Source organism: Streptomyces sp. S186 (assembly GCF_051603415.1).
Taxonomy (GTDB): Bacteria; Actinomycetota; Actinomycetes; order Streptomycetales; family Streptomycetaceae; genus Streptomyces.
The window spans coordinates 5,989,809-6,008,287 of the sequence record NZ_CP193932.1 but is presented as its reverse complement, the minus strand read 5'-3'; the positions used below and the strand labels follow the sequence as shown (position 1 = coordinate 6,008,287).

The 18,479-nt window shown below is 73.8% G+C and carries 13 protein-coding genes; 10 read left to right on the top strand and 3 right to left on the bottom strand.

The genetic code is table 11. The features are described 5' to 3' along the window. Nucleotides 1–228 precede the first annotated feature (228 nt). The 5 genes from lpdA to ACRAS8_RS25810 all read left to right on the top strand — a co-directional run bounded on the left by lpdA (nt 229) and on the right by ACRAS8_RS25810 (nt 8,496). Nucleotides 229–1,617, top strand: a complete 1,389-nt coding sequence (lpdA, locus tag ACRAS8_RS25830; RefSeq protein WP_438488387.1) for a dihydrolipoyl dehydrogenase — start codon at nt 229–231, stop codon at nt 1,615–1,617. A 52-nt stretch (nt 1,618–1,669) separates the two neighbouring features. Next, nucleotides 1,670–3,403, top strand: coding sequence for a 2-oxoglutarate dehydrogenase, E2 component, dihydrolipoamide succinyltransferase (gene sucB / locus ACRAS8_RS25825; protein WP_438488386.1), 1,734 nt, complete (start codon nt 1,670–1,672; stop codon nt 3,401–3,403). 204 nt (nt 3,404–3,607) lie between these two features. Then, a complete protein-coding gene (locus ACRAS8_RS25820; protein ID WP_438488385.1) occupies nt 3,608–4,231 on the top strand; it encodes a GntR family transcriptional regulator in 624 nt (207 codons plus the stop codon). A gap of 296 nt (nt 4,232–4,527) precedes the next feature. Further along, nucleotides 4,528–7,230 (top strand): pyruvate dehydrogenase (acetyl-transferring), homodimeric type, encoded by a 2,703-nt coding sequence (gene aceE, locus ACRAS8_RS25815; RefSeq protein WP_438488384.1) that lies wholly within the window; start codon nt 4,528–4,530, stop codon nt 7,228–7,230. A 174-nt stretch (nt 7,231–7,404) separates the two neighbouring features. Continuing rightward, complete coding sequence (locus tag ACRAS8_RS25810) at nt 7,405–8,496, top strand: helix-turn-helix transcriptional regulator (RefSeq protein ID WP_438488383.1); 1,092 nt, start codon at nt 7,405–7,407, stop codon at nt 8,494–8,496. Here the strand turns inward: ACRAS8_RS25810 and ACRAS8_RS25805 are convergent. After that, on the bottom strand, nt 8,445–9,443 hold the full coding sequence (locus ACRAS8_RS25805; protein WP_438490593.1) for an SDR family oxidoreductase: 999 nt from the start codon (nt 9,441–9,443) through the stop codon (nt 8,445–8,447). The genes ACRAS8_RS25810 and ACRAS8_RS25805 overlap by 52 nt on opposite strands. A gap of 195 nt (nt 9,444–9,638) precedes the next feature. Next, complete coding sequence (locus ACRAS8_RS25800) at nt 9,639–11,534, bottom strand: hypothetical protein (RefSeq protein ID WP_438488382.1); 1,896 nt, start codon at nt 11,532–11,534, stop codon at nt 9,639–9,641. A gap of 258 nt (nt 11,535–11,792) precedes the next feature. Between ACRAS8_RS25800 and ACRAS8_RS25795 the strand changes: the two genes are divergently transcribed. The 3 genes from ACRAS8_RS25795 to ACRAS8_RS25785 all read left to right on the top strand — a co-directional run bounded on the left by ACRAS8_RS25795 (nt 11,793) and on the right by ACRAS8_RS25785 (nt 14,695). Next, the gene (locus ACRAS8_RS25795) at nt 11,793–12,311 is read left to right on the top strand and encodes a DUF4240 domain-containing protein (RefSeq protein ID WP_438488381.1); all 519 of its coding nucleotides are present in this window, start codon (nt 11,793–11,795) and stop codon (nt 12,309–12,311) included. A gap of 48 nt (nt 12,312–12,359) precedes the next feature. Beyond that, nucleotides 12,360–13,253, top strand: a complete 894-nt coding sequence (locus ACRAS8_RS25790) for a TIGR01777 family oxidoreductase (RefSeq protein WP_438488380.1) — start codon at nt 12,360–12,362, stop codon at nt 13,251–13,253. Between the two features lie 185 nt (nt 13,254–13,438). Beyond that, the gene (locus ACRAS8_RS25785) at nt 13,439–14,695 is read left to right on the top strand and encodes an FAD-dependent oxidoreductase (protein WP_438488379.1); all 1,257 of its coding nucleotides are present in this window, start codon (nt 13,439–13,441) and stop codon (nt 14,693–14,695) included. Nucleotides 14,696–14,739: 44 nt separating this feature from the next. Here ACRAS8_RS25785 and ACRAS8_RS25780 read toward each other — a convergent pair whose 3' ends face one another. Continuing rightward, a complete protein-coding gene (locus ACRAS8_RS25780) occupies nt 14,740–16,206 on the bottom strand; it encodes a regulator (protein WP_438488378.1) in 1,467 nt (488 codons plus the stop codon). Between the two features lie 313 nt (nt 16,207–16,519). On the opposite strand from ACRAS8_RS25780, the gene lipB reads away from it, so the two are divergent. Continuing rightward, nucleotides 16,520–17,335, top strand: a complete 816-nt coding sequence (gene lipB / locus ACRAS8_RS25775; RefSeq protein ID WP_438488377.1) for a lipoyl(octanoyl) transferase LipB — start codon at nt 16,520–16,522, stop codon at nt 17,333–17,335. Nucleotides 17,336–17,477: 142 nt separating this feature from the next. Further along, nucleotides 17,478–18,428, top strand: coding sequence for a lipoyl synthase (gene lipA / locus ACRAS8_RS25770; protein WP_438488376.1), 951 nt, complete (start codon nt 17,478–17,480; stop codon nt 18,426–18,428). Nucleotides 18,429–18,479 lie beyond the last annotated feature (51 nt).

Below are 18,479 nucleotides of genomic sequence, written 5' to 3'. Positions count from 1 at the left end.
CGCCCTCGACGAAATCCGCACGTGGGTACGCCCCACCGAACCGACAAGGCGGCTGATCGGCCGTCCACAGCCCGGCCCCGCGTCCCGGCTTCGTGGAACAAGTGCGAAGATGGGTTCTCGGCAGGACAGGGCCCCCCTTACCCAGGGCCGAGACAAAGCGGCCGAACAACAGCCGCGGACCGGTCACCGAAGACCGGCTCCGGCGCACCCATGCATGGAGGACGTGACGTGGCGAACGACGCCAGCACCGTTTTCGACCTAGTGATCCTCGGTGGCGGCAGCGGCGGTTACGCCGCCGCTCTGCGCGGGGCGCAGCTGGGTCTCGACGTCGCCCTGATCGAGAAGGGCAAGGTCGGCGGCACCTGCCTGCACAACGGCTGCATCCCCACGAAGGCTCTGCTGCACGCCGGTGAGATCGCGGACCAGGCTCGCGAGAGCGAGCAGTTCGGCGTCAAGGCCACCTTCGAGGGCATCGACATCGACGCGGTCCACAAGTACAAGGACGAGGTCATCTCGGGCCTGTACAAGGGCCTGCAGGGTCTGATCGCCTCGCGCAAGGTGACCTACATCGAGGGCGAGGGCCGGCTGTCCTCGCCGACCTCCGTCGCGGTCAACGGCCGGCAGGTCCAGGGCCGCCACGTCCTGCTCGCGACCGGCTCCGTGCCGAAGTCGCTGCCGGGCCTGGAGATCGACGGCAACCGCATCATCTCCTCGGACCACGCGCTCACGCTCGACCGCGTCCCGAAGTCCGCGATCATCCTGGGCGGCGGCGTGATCGGCGTCGAGTTCGCCTCGGCGTGGAAGTCCTTCGGCACCGACGTCACCGTCATCGAGGGCCTCAAGCACCTCGTCCCGGTCGAGGACGAGAACAGCTCCAAGCTGCTGGAGCGGGCCTTCCGCAAGCGGGGCATCAAGTTCAACCTCGGCACCTTCTTCGACAAGGCCGAGTACACCGCCGACGGCGTCCGGGTCACCCTCGCCGACGGCAAGACCTTCGAGGCCGAGGTGCTGCTGGTCGCCATCGGCCGCGGCCCGGTCTCCGCCGGTCTGGGCTACGAGGAGCAGGGCGTCGCGATGGACCGCGGCTACGTCCTCGTCGACGAGTACATGCAGACCAACGTGCCGACCATCTCGGCCGTCGGCGACCTCGTCCCCACCCTCCAGCTCGCGCACGTCGGCTTCGCCGAGGGCATGCTGGTGGCGGAGCGGCTCGCCGGCCAGAAGGTCGTCCCGATCGACTACGACGGCGTCCCGCGCGTCACGTACTGCCACCCCGAGGTCGCGTCGGTGGGCATCACCGAGGCCAAGGCCAAGGAGCTGTACGGCGCGGACAAGGTCGTGGCGCTGAAGTACAACCTTGCGGGCAACGGCAAGAGCAAGATCCTCAAGACCTCGGGCGAGATCAAGCTCGTCCAGGTCAAGGACGGTGCCGTGGTCGGCGTCCACATGGTCGGTGACCGTATGGGCGAGCAGGTCGGCGAGGCCCAGCTGGTCTACAACTGGGAGGCCCTGCCGGCCGAGGTTGCGCAGCTCATCCACGCGCACCCCACGCAGAACGAGGCGCTCGGCGAGGCCCACCTGGCCCTGGCCGGCAAGCCCCTCCACTCCCACGACTGACACCAGTCCGGGCGCGACCACATCCGTACTTGCGATAGGAGCAACTGAAACCATGACGGTTTCCGTAACCCTGCCGGCGCTCGGCGAGAGCGTCACCGAGGGCACCGTCACCCGCTGGCTGAAGGCCGAGGGCGAGCGCATCGAGGCCGACGAGCCGCTGCTGGAGGTGTCGACCGACAAGGTCGACACCGAGATTCCGGCTCCGGCTTCCGGCATCCTGGCCTCCATCAAGGTGGCCGAGGACGAGACCGTGGAGGTCGGCGCCGAGCTGGCCATCATCGACGACGGCACGGGCGCCCCGGCGGCCGCGCCGGCTCCGGCCGCCGCCGAGGCTCCGGCCCCGGCCGCACAGCCCGAGCCGGCTCCGGCCCCCGCGGCCGAGGCTCCCGCCCCCGCGGGCGGTGCCGAGGGCACCGACGTGCTCCTCCCCGCGCTCGGCGAGAGCGTCACCGAGGGCACCGTCACCCGCTGGCTGAAGGAGGTCGGCGAGGAGGTCTCCGAGGACGAGCCGCTCCTGGAGGTCTCCACCGACAAGGTCGACACCGAGATCCCGGCTCCGGTCTCCGGCACCCTGCTGGAGATCCTGGTGGGCGAGGACGAGACCGCCGAGGTCGGCGCCAAGCTCGCGGTGATCGGCGCCAAGGGCGCGGCTCCGGCCGCCGCCCCGGCACCGGCCGCCCCGGCACCGGCCGCCCCGGCTGCCGCTCCGGCTCCGGCACCGGCCCCCGCGCCGGCTCCGGCCCCGGCCGCTCCGGCGCCCGCCCCGGCTCCGGCGCCCGCCCCGGCTCCGGCCCCCGCGCCGGCCCCGGCTCCGGTCGCGCCCGCCCCTGTCACCCCCGCCCCGGCGGCCGGTGAGGCGGACGGCGCCTACGTCACCCCGCTGGTCCGCAAGCTCGCGGCGGAGAACGGCGTCAACCTCGCCACGGTCAAGGGCACCGGTGTCGGTGGCCGGATCCGCAAGCAGGACGTCATCGCCGCCGCCGAGGCCCTCAAGGCCGCCGTGCCGGCCCCGGCCGCGCCGGCCGCTGCGCCGTCCAAGGCCCCGGCGCTGGAGGTCTCGCCGCTGCGCGGCCAGACCGTCAAGATGCCGCGGATGCGCAAGGTCATCGGCGACAACATGATGAAGGCCCTGCACGGCCAGGCGCAGCTGACCTCCGTGGTCGAGGTGGACATCACCGCGATCATGCGGATGCGCAACAAGGCCAAGGACGCCTTCGCGCAGCGTGAGGGCGTCAAGCTCTCCCCGATGCCGTTCTTCGTCAAGGCCGCCGTCCAGGCGCTGAAGGCCCACCCGGTCGTCAACGCCCGGATCAACGAGGACGAGGGCACGATCACCTACTTCGACACCGAGAACGTCGGTATCGCGGTGGACGCGGAGAAGGGCCTGATGACCCCGGTCATCAAGGGTGCGGGCGACCTCAACATCGCCGGCATCGCCCGGAAGACCGCGGAGCTGGCCGGCAAGGTCCGGGCCAACAAGATCACCCCGGACGAGCTGTCCGGCGCGACCTTCACCATCAGCAACACCGGTTCGCGCGGCGCCCTGTTCGACACCGTGATCGTGCCGCCGAACCAGGTCGGCATCCTGGGCATCGGTGCCACCGTCAAGCGCCCGGTGGTCATCAACCACCCGGACCTCGGCGAGACCATCGCCGTCCGCGACATGACCTACCTGGCCCTGTCGTACGACCACCGTCTGGTGGACGGCGCCGACGCGGCCCGCTACCTGACCACGGTCAAGCAGATCCTGGAGGCCGCGGAGTTCGAGACCGAGATCGGTCTGTAGCGGTCACCCCGGGCGACCGAGGATCGCAACGAGACCGAAAGCGGTCTCGGACGCCGACTCCCGCCAGGGAAAAGGCAGTTGTGCACAGGGGCCGGCCCCGGTTCGTTCCGACGAGCCGGGGCCGGCCCTTTGGCACGTCCGCGTCCGGCGATAATGGCCCCGGCACCACGTCTCGCGGCCCGATCCGCTCTGAAGGAGCACCAAATGACCCCGCCCGTCGTCCACTCGCTGCGCGAACAGATCCGCGAGCACATCCTCGAGGGGATCGTCAGCGGCCGCTGGCAGCCGGGCGAGCGGATCGTGGAGCGGCGGATCGCGGTGGAGCTGGAGGTCAGCCAGACACCGGTGCGGGAGGCGCTGCGGGAGCTGGAGTCGCTCCAGCTCATCGAGTCGGCGCCGAACAAGGGCGTCCGGGTGCGGAACCTCACCGCGGACGACCTCAAGGAGAGCTACCCGGTCCGGGCCGGGCTGGAGCAGGTCGCCGCGGAGCTGGCGGCGGGCCGGCTGGCGGAGGACACCACGGCGCTGGAGCGCGAGGTGGCGGCCCTGCGGGAGGCCGACGCGGCGGGTGACGGCGAGGCCCAGGTGCGGCACACGGTGGCCTTCCACCGGGAGATCGTGCGGGCGGCCGGGAACGCCGTGCTGCTGCACACCTGGGAATCGCTGGGCATCGAGGTCTGGACGACGCTGTCGATCCGCTGGTTCAGCCCCGAGCAGCGCTCGCACGCCCAGGACCACCAGGAGCTGGTGGACGCGTTCCGGCGGCGCGACCCGCGGATCGGCGCACTGCTCAAGGCGCACGTACTGAGCTGCGCGCCGCGGGTCTAGCGGGCGCGTCGGAGACGGAGCCGGCCTTTCGGGCCTCAGGAGGGTCCGCCGGGTCCGTCGGCTCTGTCGGTTCCGGCCTGTGCCGGGGGCGCTCCGGGGCGTAACGGAGGCGGGCTCCGGAGCTGGCACGCGGTGCCCCGAATTGCGGCACCCCGTGCCGACCTGCGGTTTTTCCTCCGTTCGGCGTTGATCGATCATCGATCAGAGAGTTATCGTCGACAGCTGGGGCGCGACACCCCTGTCCTGCCGACTGCCTGCCGCACTCGCATTCCCACCCGTCCGGAAAGGGGCCACCCATGCCCGATCCCGTGCGCCTGCCGTACAGCCAGCTCGACCAGCTCCCGGACCGCGACCCCGAGGAGACGGCCGAATGGCGCGAGTCGCTGGACGCCGTCACCAAGGCAGCGGGCCCGCACCGCGCCGCGTACCTGATGCGCCGCGCCCTGGAGCACACCGCCCGCACCGAGGGCGCCGACCTGCCCTCGCTGCTGGAGACGGACTACGTCAACACCATCCCGACCTCCGCCGAGCCCGCCTTCCCCGGTGACGAGGCCATGGAGGCCCGGATCACCGCCTGGAACCGCTGGAACGCGGCGGCCATGGTGACCCGCGGCTCCAAGCTCGGCCTGGGCGGTCACATCGCGACCTTCGCCTCGGCGGCATGGCTGTACGAGACCGGCTTCCAGCACTTCTTCCGCGGCAAGGAGGGCGACGGCTCCGGCGACCAGCTCTACATCCAGGGCCACGCCTCCCCCGGCATCTACGCCCGCGCCTTCCTCGAAGGCCGGCTCACCGAGGAGCAGCTGGACCACTTCCGCCAGGAGGCCGGCGGCGAGGGCCTGCCCTCGTACCCGCACCCGCGGCGGCTGCCCTGGCTGTGGGAGTTCCCCACCGTCTCCATGGGCCTCGGCCCGCTCTCCGCGATCTACCAGGCGCGCTTCAACCGCTACCTGGAACACCGCGGCATCAAGGACACCGGCAACTCGCACGTCTGGGCCTTCCTGGGCGACGGCGAGATGGACGAGCCGGAGTCGACCGCCGCCCTGGCGCTCGCCGGCCGCGAGGGCCTGGACAACCTCACCTTCGTCATCAACTGCAACCTGCAGCGCCTGGACGGCCCGGTCCGCCCCAACTTCAAGATCGTGCAGGAGCTGGAGGCCCAGTTCCGCGCCGCCGGGTGGAACGTCGTCAAGGCCCTGTGGGGCCGGGCCTGGGACGAGGTCTTCGCGCTCGACACCGACGGCGTGCTGGTCCAGCGCCTCCGCGAGACCCCGGACGCGCAGTTCCAGACGTACGCCACCCGCGACGCCGCCTATCTGCGCGAGCACTTCTTCGGCGCGAGCGACGCCCTGAAGGCGATCGGCGCGCAGCTCTCCGACGCCAAGCTGCTGGAGCTGTTCCAGACCTCCCGCGCCGGCCACGAGCCGCGCAAGGTGTACGCCGCGTACCAGGCCGCCGTCGAGCACAAGGGCGCGCCGACGGTCATCCTGGCGCAGACCGTCAAGGGCTACACCCTCGGCACGGGCTTCGAGTCCCGCAACGCCAACCACCAGATGAAGAAGCTGACGATGGCGGAGTTCCGCACCATGCGGGACCTGCTCGAACTCCCCATCCCGGACAGCGCGTTGGAGGGCGACCTGGTGCCGTACTGGCGCCCGGCCGAGGACTCCCCGGAGATGCGGTACCTGCGCACCCGGCGCGCCGCCCTGGACGGCCCGGCCCCGGCTCGCAAGGTCGTCGCCAAGCCGCTGCCGATGCCCGCCGACAAGAACTTCGACGCGCTGAAGAAGGGCTCCGGAAGCCAGGAGATCGCCACCACCATGGCGTTCGTCCGGCTGGTCAAGGACCTGATGCGGGACAAGGAGACCGGCAAGCGCTGGGTCCCGATCGTCCCGGACGAGGCCCGCACCTTCGGCATGGAGTCGCTCTTCCCGACCGCCGGCCTCTACTCCCCCAAGGGCGCGACGTACGACCCGGTCGACCGGGACCAGCTGCTCTGGTACAAGGAGGCCAGGAACGGCCAGATCCTCAACGAGGGCATCACCGAGGCCGGTTCGCTGGCCGACTTCACCGCCGCCGCGACGTCGTACGCGACGCACGGCGAGCCGATGATCCCGTTCTACATCTTCTACTCGATGTTCGGCTGGCAGCGGACCGCCGACCAGTTCTGGGCGCTCGCCGACCAGTTGGGCCGCGGCTTCGTGATCGGCGCCACCGCCGGCCGCACGACGATGACCGGTGAGGGCCTCCAGCACGCCGACGGCCACTCGCACCTGATCGCCTCCACCAACCCGGCGGCGCTCTCGTACGACCCGGCGTTCGCCTACGAGGTGGCGGTGATCGTCAAGGAGGGCCTGCGCCGGATGTACGGCGCGACCGCCGAGCACCCCGCCGGCGAGGACGTCTTCTACTACCTGACGGTCTACAACGAGACCAAGGTGCAGCCGCCGATGCCGGAGGGCGTCGAGGAGGGCATCCTCAAGGGCCTCTACCGCTTCAAGGAGGCCGGCTCCGTCGAGGGTGCCCCCGGGGGCGCCGAGGCCCCGCGGCTCCAGCTGCTGGCCTCCGGCACCGCGATCCACTGGGCCCTGGAGGCGCAGCAACTGCTGGCCGCCGACTGGGGCGTGGCGGCGGACGTGTGGTCCGCGCCGTCCTGGACGGAGCTGCGCCGCGACGCCCTGGAGTGCGACGCGGCCCGTCTGGAGGGCGAGGACCGCATCCCGTACGTCACCCGCGCGCTGGCCGGTGCCCCCGGCCCGGTCGTCGCGGTGAGCGACTGGATGCGGGCGGTCCCGGACCAGATCGCCCCGTGGGTCGAGCAGGACTGGACCTCCATCGGGACGGACGGCTTCGGCCTGTCCGACACCCGCGAGGCGGCCCGCCGGCACTTCGGTGTCGACCCGCAGTCGGTGGTCGTCCAGGCGCTGGCGGCCCTGGCCCGGCGCGGGGACGTCAAGCCGGAGGCGGTCAAGGAGGCCCGCGAGCGCTACGGGCTGTAGGCCGGCACCAGGTTGCGGGTGGCCCCGGCCGACGCCGGGCGCCGCCCGCCCGCACACTCCCGTGCGAAGACCACCACCGCGCCCGGGGTCTTCGCACGGGACCCTCTTCGCTCCGCTTCGCTCTTCGTTCGGCGTCCGCGGGGCGTTGTCAGTGGTGCCGCGCATGATGGATCCATGCGTGCCGCACGGCTGATCAGAATGGTGCTGCTGCTCCAGTCGCGGCCGTCGATGACGGCCGGCGAGCTGGCGCGGGAGCTGGAGGTCTCGGAGCGCACCGTCGCCCGGGACGTGCTGTCGCTCTCGGAGGCCGGTGTGCCGGTCTACGCCGACCGCGGCCGGTCCGGGGGCTACCGCCTGATAGGCGGCTACCGCACCCGTCTGACGGGCATGGGCCGGAGCGAGGCGGAGGCGCTCTTCCTGTCCGGAGTGCCCTCCGCGCTGCGCGAGATGGGCCTGGCCGACGTCGCGTCCGCGGCCCGGCTGAAGGTCTCCGCCGCGCTGCTGCCGGAGCTGCGGGACGCCCCGTCGGGCGCCGCCCGGCGGTTCCATCTCGACGCGCCGCGCTGGTACCACGATCCGGAGACGCCCGCGCTGCTGCCGGTGATCGCCGACGCGGTGTGGGACGACCGCCGGCTGACGTCCCGTTACCTCCGGGACGGCCGCGAGGTGGTCCGGGAACTGGAGCCGTACGGCCTCGTGTTGAAGGCGGGCGTCTGGTATCTGGCGGCGCGGGTGGCCGAGCCGCCCGAGGGGCCCGCGGGGGCCGGCTTCCGGGTCTATCGCGTCGACCGGTTCACCGCCGCCGAGCCCGCAGGTCCTGCGGCCGACCCTCGAAGCGGCCGATCCGGCGGGGACGCGGCGGACGGCGGGCGCTTCGTCCGTGATCCGGAGTTCGACCTGCCCGCGTTCTGGGCCGAGCGGGCCGAGCAGTTCCGGCGGTCGCTGCTGCGCGAGCAGGTGCGGGTCCGGCTCTCCCCGCGAGGCGTCCTGCAACTGCCCTACGTCACCGAGCCGGCCGCCGCCCGCGAGGCGGTGGAGCGGGCGGCGGCCGCGGGCGGGCCCGATGCCCAGGGCCGGCTGAGCATCACCCTCGCCGTGGAGTCCGAGGAGGTCGCCTACGCCCAGCTGCTGGGGCTCGGCCCGGAGGCCGAGGTGCTGGCGCCCGCCGGGCTGCGGGAGCGGTTCGCGGCGGCCGCCCGCCGCGCCGCCGCGCTCTACGCCCCTGCGGAGGAGGCCGTCGACTGCCCGGACGCGCCCTCGCGATAGTCCTCCGGGCGCGCGTCCTTGCCGCCCAGCACCACGTCCGCGAAGTAGCCGAAGCAGTCCGGCCGGGTGCCGTCCGCGTCGGTGAAGTCGTACTCCTTCGCCAGCCGGCCGCTGGAGAGCGACCGGCCGCTGAAGCGCGCCTTGTCCGGATCGGCGGCCAGGGCCCGTACCGCGCGGCCGATCAGGACCGGGGATTCGGCGATGGCGAAGTGCGGTTCCCGGGCGATCGCGTCGCGCCAGGTCTCCTCGGTGACGCCGAAGTGGTCCAGCATCTCCTCGGAGCGCAGGAAGCCCGGGGTGAGCGAGACCGCGGTGCCGCCGTACTCGCGCAGTTCACTGGCGAGTCCGAAGGCGATCCGGTGCGGGACGTTCTTGGTGACGTCGAAGCAGAGGCTGTCGCGGTAGGCGCGGTTGAAGTCGGCGGTGCCGTCGGTGACCTCGACGACGAGTCCGCCGGGCCGCCGGATCAGCAGCGGCAGCGCGAAGTGGCTGGTGATGACGTGGGTGTCGATGCCGAGCCGGAACATCCGCAGTCCGCCGGCCAGGTCCAGGTCCCACACCTTGGTGTCGAACTGGATCAGCCGGTCGCCGCCCCAGACGCTGTTCACCAGGACGTCCAGCCGCCCCTGTTCCCGGTCGACGCGTTCGACGAGCGCCCTGACCTGCGCCGGCTCCAGGTGGTCGGTGGGCACCGCGATCCCGGTGCCGCCGGCCTCATCGACCAGCTCCGCCGTCTGCTCGATGGTCTCCGTGGGCCGGCCTACCTCGCTGACGCTGTCCCGGGTCGTGCGGCCGGTGACGTAGACCACCGCACCGGCCCGGCCCAGTTCCACCGCCATCGCCCGGCCCGCGCCCCGGGTGGCTCCGGCGACCAGCGCCACCCGCCCGGTCAGATCGCCCTCGGGCGCCCGCCCGCCGGGCGCCGCGGCGGCCCTCCGCCCGTCCACCGCCGCCACCCGCTGCGCCGTGTTCTCCCGCGCCGTCACGTGTCACTCCTCGCTGCTGCCTCTGCTGTGCCGTCGTTGCGGCCGTTGCAGGGCGACCCTGACAGCGAATCCCGACACCTCCTGTCGGGATTTCCACGGACGTTTCCCCGGACGCCGCCGACGCCGAACCGCCCCGCCCACGCCACGCCCCGCCGCCTACGGCCGCAGTGCCCGCAGGCTCCCGCCGTCCCGCAGCCGCCCGGCGACCTGCACCGGGGTGTCCCGGGTGGCCGGGACCGCCAGCGTCGGCGCCGCCGCGCCGGCCCGCACCCCGCCGGTCACATTGATCGCGGACACCTCGCCACTGCCCGCCGCGAGCAGGTACCACTTCCCGGACTTGGCCTGCCAGTGGATGTCGCCGAGCACATGCCGGCCGAAGCGGCTGCACACCGCCGTGCCGACGGCCCGGCCGGCGACCCGCCCCGGATCGTTCGGCCCGGCCGCCGACGTCTGGAACTGCACCATGGCCCGGCCGGGGCCGCGCCAGGTGTCGGCGCGGTTGCACACCCAGGTCGCGGTGCCGCCGCCCTCCGGGAGGACCTGCTGGGCGTAGACCCAGTTGTTGACGGACCGTACGCCGGTGCCGCGCAGCGCTCGCAGGGTGCACGCGGTACGGGCCCAGCTGCGCAGCGCCGGGGCGCCGGTGGCCTCGCCAGGGCCGCCGCCGGCCGCGGGCGGCGGCAGATACGTCAGATGCACCGGCGCCAGGTCGCCGAGGTCGGTCATCAGGAAGGAGCGGCGGTCGTCGATCCGCGGCGAGGAGCGGAACTCGGCCGCCGGCCAGTGCCCGCAGGGCGCGCCGTCCGCGGGCGGGAGGGGGATGCGGTCGGTGACACCGTCCGGGGCCAGGTGCAGCCCGCGCGGCGGGGCGCCCGGGGCGAGCAGGTCCCGGACCGCGACGCCGGAGACCCAGGGCGCGATCAGATAGCGCATCCAGCCGTTGCCGCGGCCGATCACCAGCCCGCCGGCGGAGGTCAGGTCGGCGTTGTCGACCCGGGCGAAGTGCAGGGTGGGGGTGGCGCCTTCCGGTTCGGCGTACCGCACCAGCCGCTCGCCGTCGTGGAAGACCACCACCATGACGTTGTCGATCAGGCCGGCGTACAGCAGCCGGGGCGGGGCGGCCGGCGGACGGGTGGAGGTGTCCGCCGCCGTGACGATCCGGGTGCCGGGAGGCGGCGCGGCCCACACCCGCAGTGCCCGCGCCAGCAGCTCCCGGTCACCGGCCTGGCGGCCGCGCGGCGGCCAGGCGGTGAAGTCCACCCGGGCGGTCCGGGCCCACTGCTCGTTGGGGGCGCGCAGCAGCCGGCCGGGGTCGAGGGCCTGCGCGGCGGCGGTGGGCACGCCGCCGTCCGCGGGCCGGCCGGCGGGCAGCGCCAGGGCGACCACGCCGGCGACCACCACCGCCGCCAGCGCGGCCGTCGCCCGGACGCGCTGCCGGCGGCGGAGCAGGTCGGTCGGCCGGGCCTGGACCGTGCAGGGGTCGAACTCCCCGGAGTTGAGCAGCGCCCCGGCCCCGGCGCCGGTCCGCCGGTCCAGCTGCGCCGCCGCCCGCTGCGCCACGTCGGGGTCCGGGACGCCGGCCCGCGCCAGCACGGTGCGGGCCGCGTCCGCGTCCAGCCCCTCCAGGTGCCACAGCCCCAGCGCGGCCCGGACCGCGGCCGGGACCGCCGACAGGGCCTGGTCCAGGGCGAGTTCGTCGGCACCGCCGGCCCGCGGGAAGAGCCGCAGCCCCCAGACGAACGGCACCGTCGGCAGCAGCACCGCGGGCCGCTGCCGGTCCTCGTAGGCCAGCGCCAGCTCCACGGTGCGCTGGCGGACCAGGTCGTAGCCGGCGCCGGCGTCCGAGCCGCGCTGGGCGGGCAGCGCGCCGGCCGGCCGGCGCGGCAGCCGCCAGGGCAGTGCCCGCTGCACCAGGCCGTGCGCGGTGAGGACCTTGCGGTGGCGGCCCATCGACGGGGGCAGGACGAGATAGGCGAGGCGGACCAGCCGCGGATAGTGCTCGACGAGGGCCGCCTCGGCGCGTTCGACCTCGGCCCGGGTTCGTTCGTCCATGGGCATGGCGGTATGCGCCCTTCACGAAGTGGGAGTGCGGGGGTGGGGGTGAGGGGTGGGGGATGCTGCAGGGGACCGGTGGGGGATTGCGGCAGGTTTGTGCTGCCGTCGTGCATGCCGCACAACGACGGAGTCCCGGCGCGGTCACCGCCGGGTCACCCCTCCCGGCGCCCCGGACCGCCGGCCCGGATGGCGCCCCGGCGCGTCCGGGGCACTCCGCGTGCGGGGCGCGGCGGCAGGGCGGATGCTGGAGCGGTGATGGACGAGACGGACTTCTGGGAGCTGATCGACAGCTCCCGCGCGGCCGCCGGGGGCGACCCCGAGGAGCAGGCCGACGCACTGGTCGAGCGGCTGCTCGGACTCGACCCGGACCGCGTCATCGACTTCGCCCGCCACTTCGAGGAACGCTACAACCGCGCCTACACCTGGGACCTGTGGGCCGCCGCGGCCCTGATGCTGGACGGCGCGAGCGACGACGCCTTCGACTACTTCCGCTGCTGGCTGATCGGCCAGGGCCGGCACGTCTTCGAGGGCGCGCTGGACGACCCGGACCAGCTCGCCCGTCTCGTCGGCGACTTCGACGAGGACACCGACGGCGACGCCGAGGAGCTGGGCTACGCCGCCGACGAGGCGTACGAGCAGCTGACCGGCGCCGTCATGCCCGACCTGCGGCTGCCGCCGGCCCCGCCGGAACCGCTCGGCGGCTACCTCGACTTCGACGACGACGCGGCCCTGGCCGAGCGCTTCCCACGCCTGTGGGCCCGCTTCCGCCGCTGAGCCCGCCCGGTCCCCCGCATCGCCCCGGATTGCGGGCAGGATGGCCCCATGCGGATCGCGATCACCGGCTCGTCCGGACTCATCGGCACGGCCCTCGTCCGGAACCTGCGCGCGGACGGCCACGACGTCGTCCGGCTCGTCCGCCGACGGCCGGCGGCGGCCGACGAGGTGGCCTGGGACCCCACGGGGCGGCGGCTGGACCCGGCCGCGCTGGCCGGCTGCGCGGCGGTGGTGCACCTCGCCGGGGCGGGCGTCGCCGACCACCGCTGGACGGCCGCGTACAAACAGGAGCTCCGTGACAGCCGGGTGCTGGGCACCCGGACGCTGGCCACCGCGCTGGCCGCGATGGACGAGCCGCCGCGGGTCCTCGTCAGCGGCAGCGCCATCGGCTTCTACGGCGACACCGGCGACCGGCGCACGGACGAGAGCGCGCCGGCCGGTACGGGCTTCCTGCCGGAGCTGTGCGTGGCGTGGGAGGAGGCGGCGGCGCCCGCCCAGGAGGCCGGCATCCGGACCGTCTTCGCCCGGACCGGCCTGGTCGTGGCGCGCTCCGGCGGTGCCTGGGGGCGGCTCTTCCCGCTGTTCCGGCTGGGGTTGGGCGGCCGGCTCGGGGACGGCGGCCAGTACTGGAGCTTCATCTCGCTGCGGGACCACCTCGCGGCGCTCCGTCATCTGCTGGCCACCGAGGGGCTGTCCGGGCCGGTCAACCTCACCGCGCCGGAACCGGTCACCAACCGCGAGGCGACGGCGGTGATGGGCCGGGTGCTGCGCCGCCCCACGCTGTGCACGGTGCCGGCGCCGGTGCTGCGGCTCGTCCTCGGGGAGTTCGCACAGGACGTGCTGGGCAGTCAACGGATCGTGCCGCGGCGGCTGCTGGAGTCCGGTTTCGCCTTCGCTGACCCGCGGATCGGCGACGCGGTGCGCGCCGCCCTGGCGTCGTAGGACGGCCCGCGGGCACCCGAGCCGGGACGTGGCGCGGGGGCCGCTCCGACGCGCCCCCAGGGCGCCCCTGTCGGCCGGGGCGCGGTGGTCCCTACGGTCCTCTGACACACCACTGGGCATCCCGGGCGGCCGCACCGGGCATCAGAACCGTGCGCTGCCGCTGGGACCGACATCGGGAGGGGAATGTGCTGCGCTCCGCATCGGCCGTCGACGTCGTCATCGTGGGGGCCGGGCCGGCCGGCCTCGCCGCCGCCCGCCATCTGACCGGGGCCGGGCTCTCGGTCACCGTCCTGGAGGCCGCCGAGCGGGTCGGCGGCCGCTCCGCCACCGACGAGGTGGACGGCTTCCGTCTGGACCGCTGCGGCCGCCCGCTGGCGGTCTCCCCGGTCGTGCTGCGCCGGACACCCGGCCTGGCCGAGCTGACGCTGCGTCCGTTCGCGGCCGGTCTTGGCCTCCACAACGGGCAGCGGGTCCAGCGCATCAGTCCGCTGCGGTGCACAAGGGGCGCACTCTCCGCGGCACGCGCCCTCACACGCGCCGACCGGCGCACGGAGCGGACCGCCGACCGGCCGGTCAGCGACGCCCTGGCCGGCCGCCCGGCGTTCCCGCCGCGCACCCACGACACCTTCCTGCGGCCGCTGCTGGGCGCGCTGCTCTGCGATCCCCGGCTGGGCGGCTCCAGCCGGGGCGCGGCACAGGTGCTGCGGGCCTTCGCGGAGGGCCGGCTGGCGCTGCCGACGGGCGGCGCCTCGGCCGTGCCGGAGCTGCTGGCGGCCGGCCTGCCACCGGGCACCGTACGGACCTCCGTGGCGGTCACGGCCGTGGACACCAACGGCGTCCACACCCGCGAGCACGGCCGGATACCGTGCCGGGCGGTGCTGGTGGCGACCGGCGCGCGGGACGCCGCCGCCCTGCTGCCGGGGCTGCGGATGCCCGCATTCCACCCGCTGACGGTGCTGCACCACACCGCGGACGCCCCGGCCGGCACCCGCGGCGGCCCCGCCCGGGACACCGCCCTGATCCTGCCGAGCGAGGGCCCCATCGGCTTCAGCTACCTCGCCGGCGCGATCGACCCGTCCCGCACCCCGCCCGGCCGGCCGCTGGTCACCACCGTCGTCCTCGGCCCCGCCGCGGCACTGCCGCTGGACGTCCTCGACAAGACCGTCCGGCCCCGGCTGGACCGGATCTACGGCGTGCGGACGGACGACTGGCAGCTCCTGACGGGCCATCACGACCCGTACGCCGTACCGGCGATGGCCACCCCGCACGACCCGCAGCGCACCGTACGGGTGCTGGCCGGGCTGTATGTGTGCGGCGACCACCGCGACACCAGCACCCTCCAGGGCGCCCTGCGCTCCGGCCACCGCGCCGCCCGCGCCCTCCTCCAGGACTTCGGCCTCCCGGCCCGCCCGGAACCGGACACCGTACCGGCGGCCGCCTAGCGCGCGTCCGCAAAGGGACCGACGGGCCGGGGCCGCACAGCCCGTCAGCCCAGCGCGGCCACCCGCTCCCGGTAGCCGCGCACCGCCGGCGCGTCCCGGTACGGCTCCAGCCTGCGCTCGAAGTCCCGGACGTACTCGTGGGCCCGGACGGAGCGCATCTCGGACGCCTGCAGGGCCGCCTCGGCGCCGAGCGTGCACGCCTGCTCCAGTTCGCCGAGGCCCAGCCGCGCGGTGGCCAGCACCACCCGGCAGAACAGCCGGCTGCGGGCGAACCCGGCGGCGCGCAGCTGCAGCGAGCGCTCGGCGTGCTGGGAGGCGGCACGGTACTGCTGGAGATCGCGATGGCAGTGCGCGAGTTCGTCGGCGAGCTGCGCCTCGTCGAAGAAGCGCGCCCAGTAGGGGGTGTCGTCCCCGGGGCGGGCGCTCTCCAGGGCCCGTTCGGCGCGGGCCAGCGCGGCCGTGCAGGCCCGGACCTCGCCGAGGACGCCGTGGCCGCGCGCCTCGGCGGCGTGCAGCAGCGCCTGCACGGTGGGCGGCACACCGCTGCCGACGCCCTGCTGGGCGACCCGGGCCAGCTGGACGGCCTCCCGGCCGTGCCCCAGATAGACCGCCTGCCGGCTCATCGTCACCAGGACATAGGCGCCGTACGCCCGGTCGCCGGCGGCCTGGGACAGCCGCAGCGCCTGGACGAAGTACCGCTGCGCCAGCCCGTGCGCGGCGATGTCGTACGAGGTCCAGCCGGCCAGCCGGGTCAGATCGGCGGCGGCCGAGAACAGCCGACGGCCGACGGTCTCCCCGTAGGTGCCGCGCAGCATCGGCTCGGCCTCGTGCTCCAGATAGCGCACCAGGGCCTGGCGGGCGTGGCCGCCGCCGTAGGCGTGGTCCAGGGCGCGGAACAGCTCGCCGACCGAGCGCAGCGCCGCGATGTCGCCGGAGGTGACCCGGCCGCCCTGGGTACGGTCGACCCGCTCGGTCTGCCGCTGCCGGGGCACGGCCGACCGGCCGCCCTGCGGCGGGACCCGCTCGCCGGCCTGGCCGGCCTCGCCCGTCGGCTCACCGTGCGCGACGCGTTCGTCGGGGCGGCCGATGAGCCAGTCCCGGCTGGGCACCACCAGGCCGGCCGGGGTGAAGGCGATCTTGCGGAGTTCGGCGTGGCTGCCGGAGTCCTTGCGCCACAGTCCGCTGACGATGTCCACCGCCTCGGTCGGCGTGGAGGCGAATTCGAGCCCGGCGTACACCGGCGCGCAGGCATCCAGACCGAGGTCCTGCGCGGAGAGTCGGCGCCCCAGCCGGCGGGTGAAGACCTCCGCGATCAGTGCGGGGGTGGTGCCTCTGGGCTGCTGCCCGCGCAGCCAGCGCGTCACCGACGTCTTGTCGTAGCGCAGATCGAGGCCGTGCTCGATGCCCAGTTGATCAACCCGTCTGGCCAGCCCTGCGTTGGAGAAGCCCGCCTCGGCGATGAGCGCGGCCAGTTGGCGGTTGGGCGTGTGGTGCGGGGGTCGTTCCGTCATCAGCTTTACCGGTCTCCTGCCTTCCGGGCCGGGCCGCCGGGTTCGACTGATCCCGTCCGGCATGCTCTTCGCCCTTGTGGAACGGCGTGAATGTAACGGCCTTCAGCGCCTTTCTCGCGGCTTGCGCCCCGCGTTCATCCGATCGTGTGAGCACGTCACGGGCGCTTCGAGGGCCGTGCGGCGCACTGGCCCGGTGATGGGGGCGCGGAGGGCGGCCGTACAGTGGCATGGGCGCGACGTGGCATCGGAAGTGCCTCGCAAGAGGCATCGCACGTCGCAGGGATCTGCGACAAGGGTTCGAAGAGGAGCTGCCGTGACTGCGATCTCTCGGGGGGAGACCCCCGTACCCGAGGGGCTGCGCTTTGTGCATCTGGGCTTCGGGACGGACGCCGTCGAGTACGAGTCGGCGTGGCAGGAGCAGCGGCGTGTCCACGCGGCCCGGTTCGCCGACGAGATCCCCGACACCTGCCTGCTCCTGGAGCACCAGGCCGTCTACACCGCGGGCCGCCGCACCTCCGAGGACGAGCGCCCGCTGGACGGCACCCCGGTCGTCGACGTGGACCGCGGCGGGAAGATCACCTGGCACGGCCCGGGCCAGCTGGTGGGCTACCCGATCCAGAAGCTGCCGCGCCCGGTCGACGTGGTCGCGCACGTCCGGCGGCTGGAGGAGGCCCTCATCCGGGTCTGCGCCGAGTTCGGCGTCGAGGGCACCCGGGTCGAGGGGCGCAGCGGTGTCTGGGTGCTCGGTGACCCGGTAGAGCAGCGGCCGGCTCTCGGCGGCCTGCAGCTCGACTTCGACCCGCGGACCGCGGACGAGCTGTTCGACCCGCGGCTGAACGGCCCGGAGTACGCCCCGTCCAACGCCGGCCAGCGCGGCGAGGACCGCAAGCTCGCCGCGATCGGCATCCGCGTCGCCAAGGGCGTCACCATGCACGGCTTCGCCCTCAATGTGAATCCGGACACCACCTCGTTCGACAAGATCGTGCCGTGCGGCATCCGGGACGCCGGCGTCGCCTCGCTCTCCGGCGAGCTGGGCCGCGAGGTCACCATCGCCGAAGTCCTGCCGGTCGTCGAGAAGCACCTGGGGGACGTCCTGGAGAACGCCGTCCTGCTCCCCCGCGCGGTCTGAGCGCCGCACCCGCGGCCCGACCGCGGGAATGCCGCCCTCCCGTCCGGGGTTCGGCCAAGCACGACCCGCACGTGGAAATGCGTGCGAATTGACGGGCGTACCCTGGTGTACGCCGAAGAATCGAAGTGGTTAGGGAGCCGACGTGTCCGCAGTCGCACCCGACGGACGCAAGATGCTGCGCCTGGAGGTCCGCAACAGCCAGACCCCCATCGAGCGCAAGCCCGAGTGGATCAAGACCCGGGCGAAAATGGGTCCCGAGTACAACCACCTCCAGGGCCTGGTCAAGAGCGAGGGTCTGCACACGGTCTGCCAGGAGGCGGGCTGTCCCAACATCTTCGAGTGCTGGGAGGACCGCGAGGCGACCTTCCTCATCGGCGGTGACCAGTGCACCCGCCGCTGCGACTTCTGCCAGATCGACACCGGCAAGCCGCAGGCGCTGGACCGCGACGAGCCGCGCCGGGTCGCCGAGTCCGTGCAGACCATGGGCCTGAAGTACGCCACGATCACCGGCGTCGCCCGCGACGACCTGGAGGACGGCGGCGCCTGGCTCTACGCCGAGACCGTCCGCCAGATCCACGCCGCGATGCCCGACACCGGCGTGGAACTGCTGATCCCGGACTTCAACGCCGTCCCCGAGCAGCTCGCCGAGGTCTTCTCCTCCCGCCCGGAGGTGCTGGCCCACAACGTCGAGACGGTCCCGCGGATCTTCAAGCGGATCCGCCCCGGCTTCCGCTACGAGCGGTCGCTGGAGGTGATCACCAAGTCCCGCGAGGCCGGCCTGGTCACCAAGTCCAACCTCATCCTGGGCATGGGCGAGACCCGCGAGGAGATCAGCCAGGCGCTCCAGGACCTGCACGACGCGGGCTGCGAGCTGATCACGATCACCCAGTACCTGCGCCCCTCGGTCCGCCACCACCCCATCGAGCGCTGGGTGAAGCCGGCCGAGTTCGTGGAGCTCAAGGAGGAGGCCGAGGAGATCGGCTACGCCGGCGTCATGTCCGGCCCGCTGGTCCGCTCCTCCTACCGCGCCGGCCGCCTCTACCAGCAGGCGGTCGAGCGGCGCGAGGTCGAGGCGTCCAGTCAGGCGGTTTGACGCCCCCGGCGCGCCAACTTGTGAAACGTGGCACATGCTTGGAAGACGCGG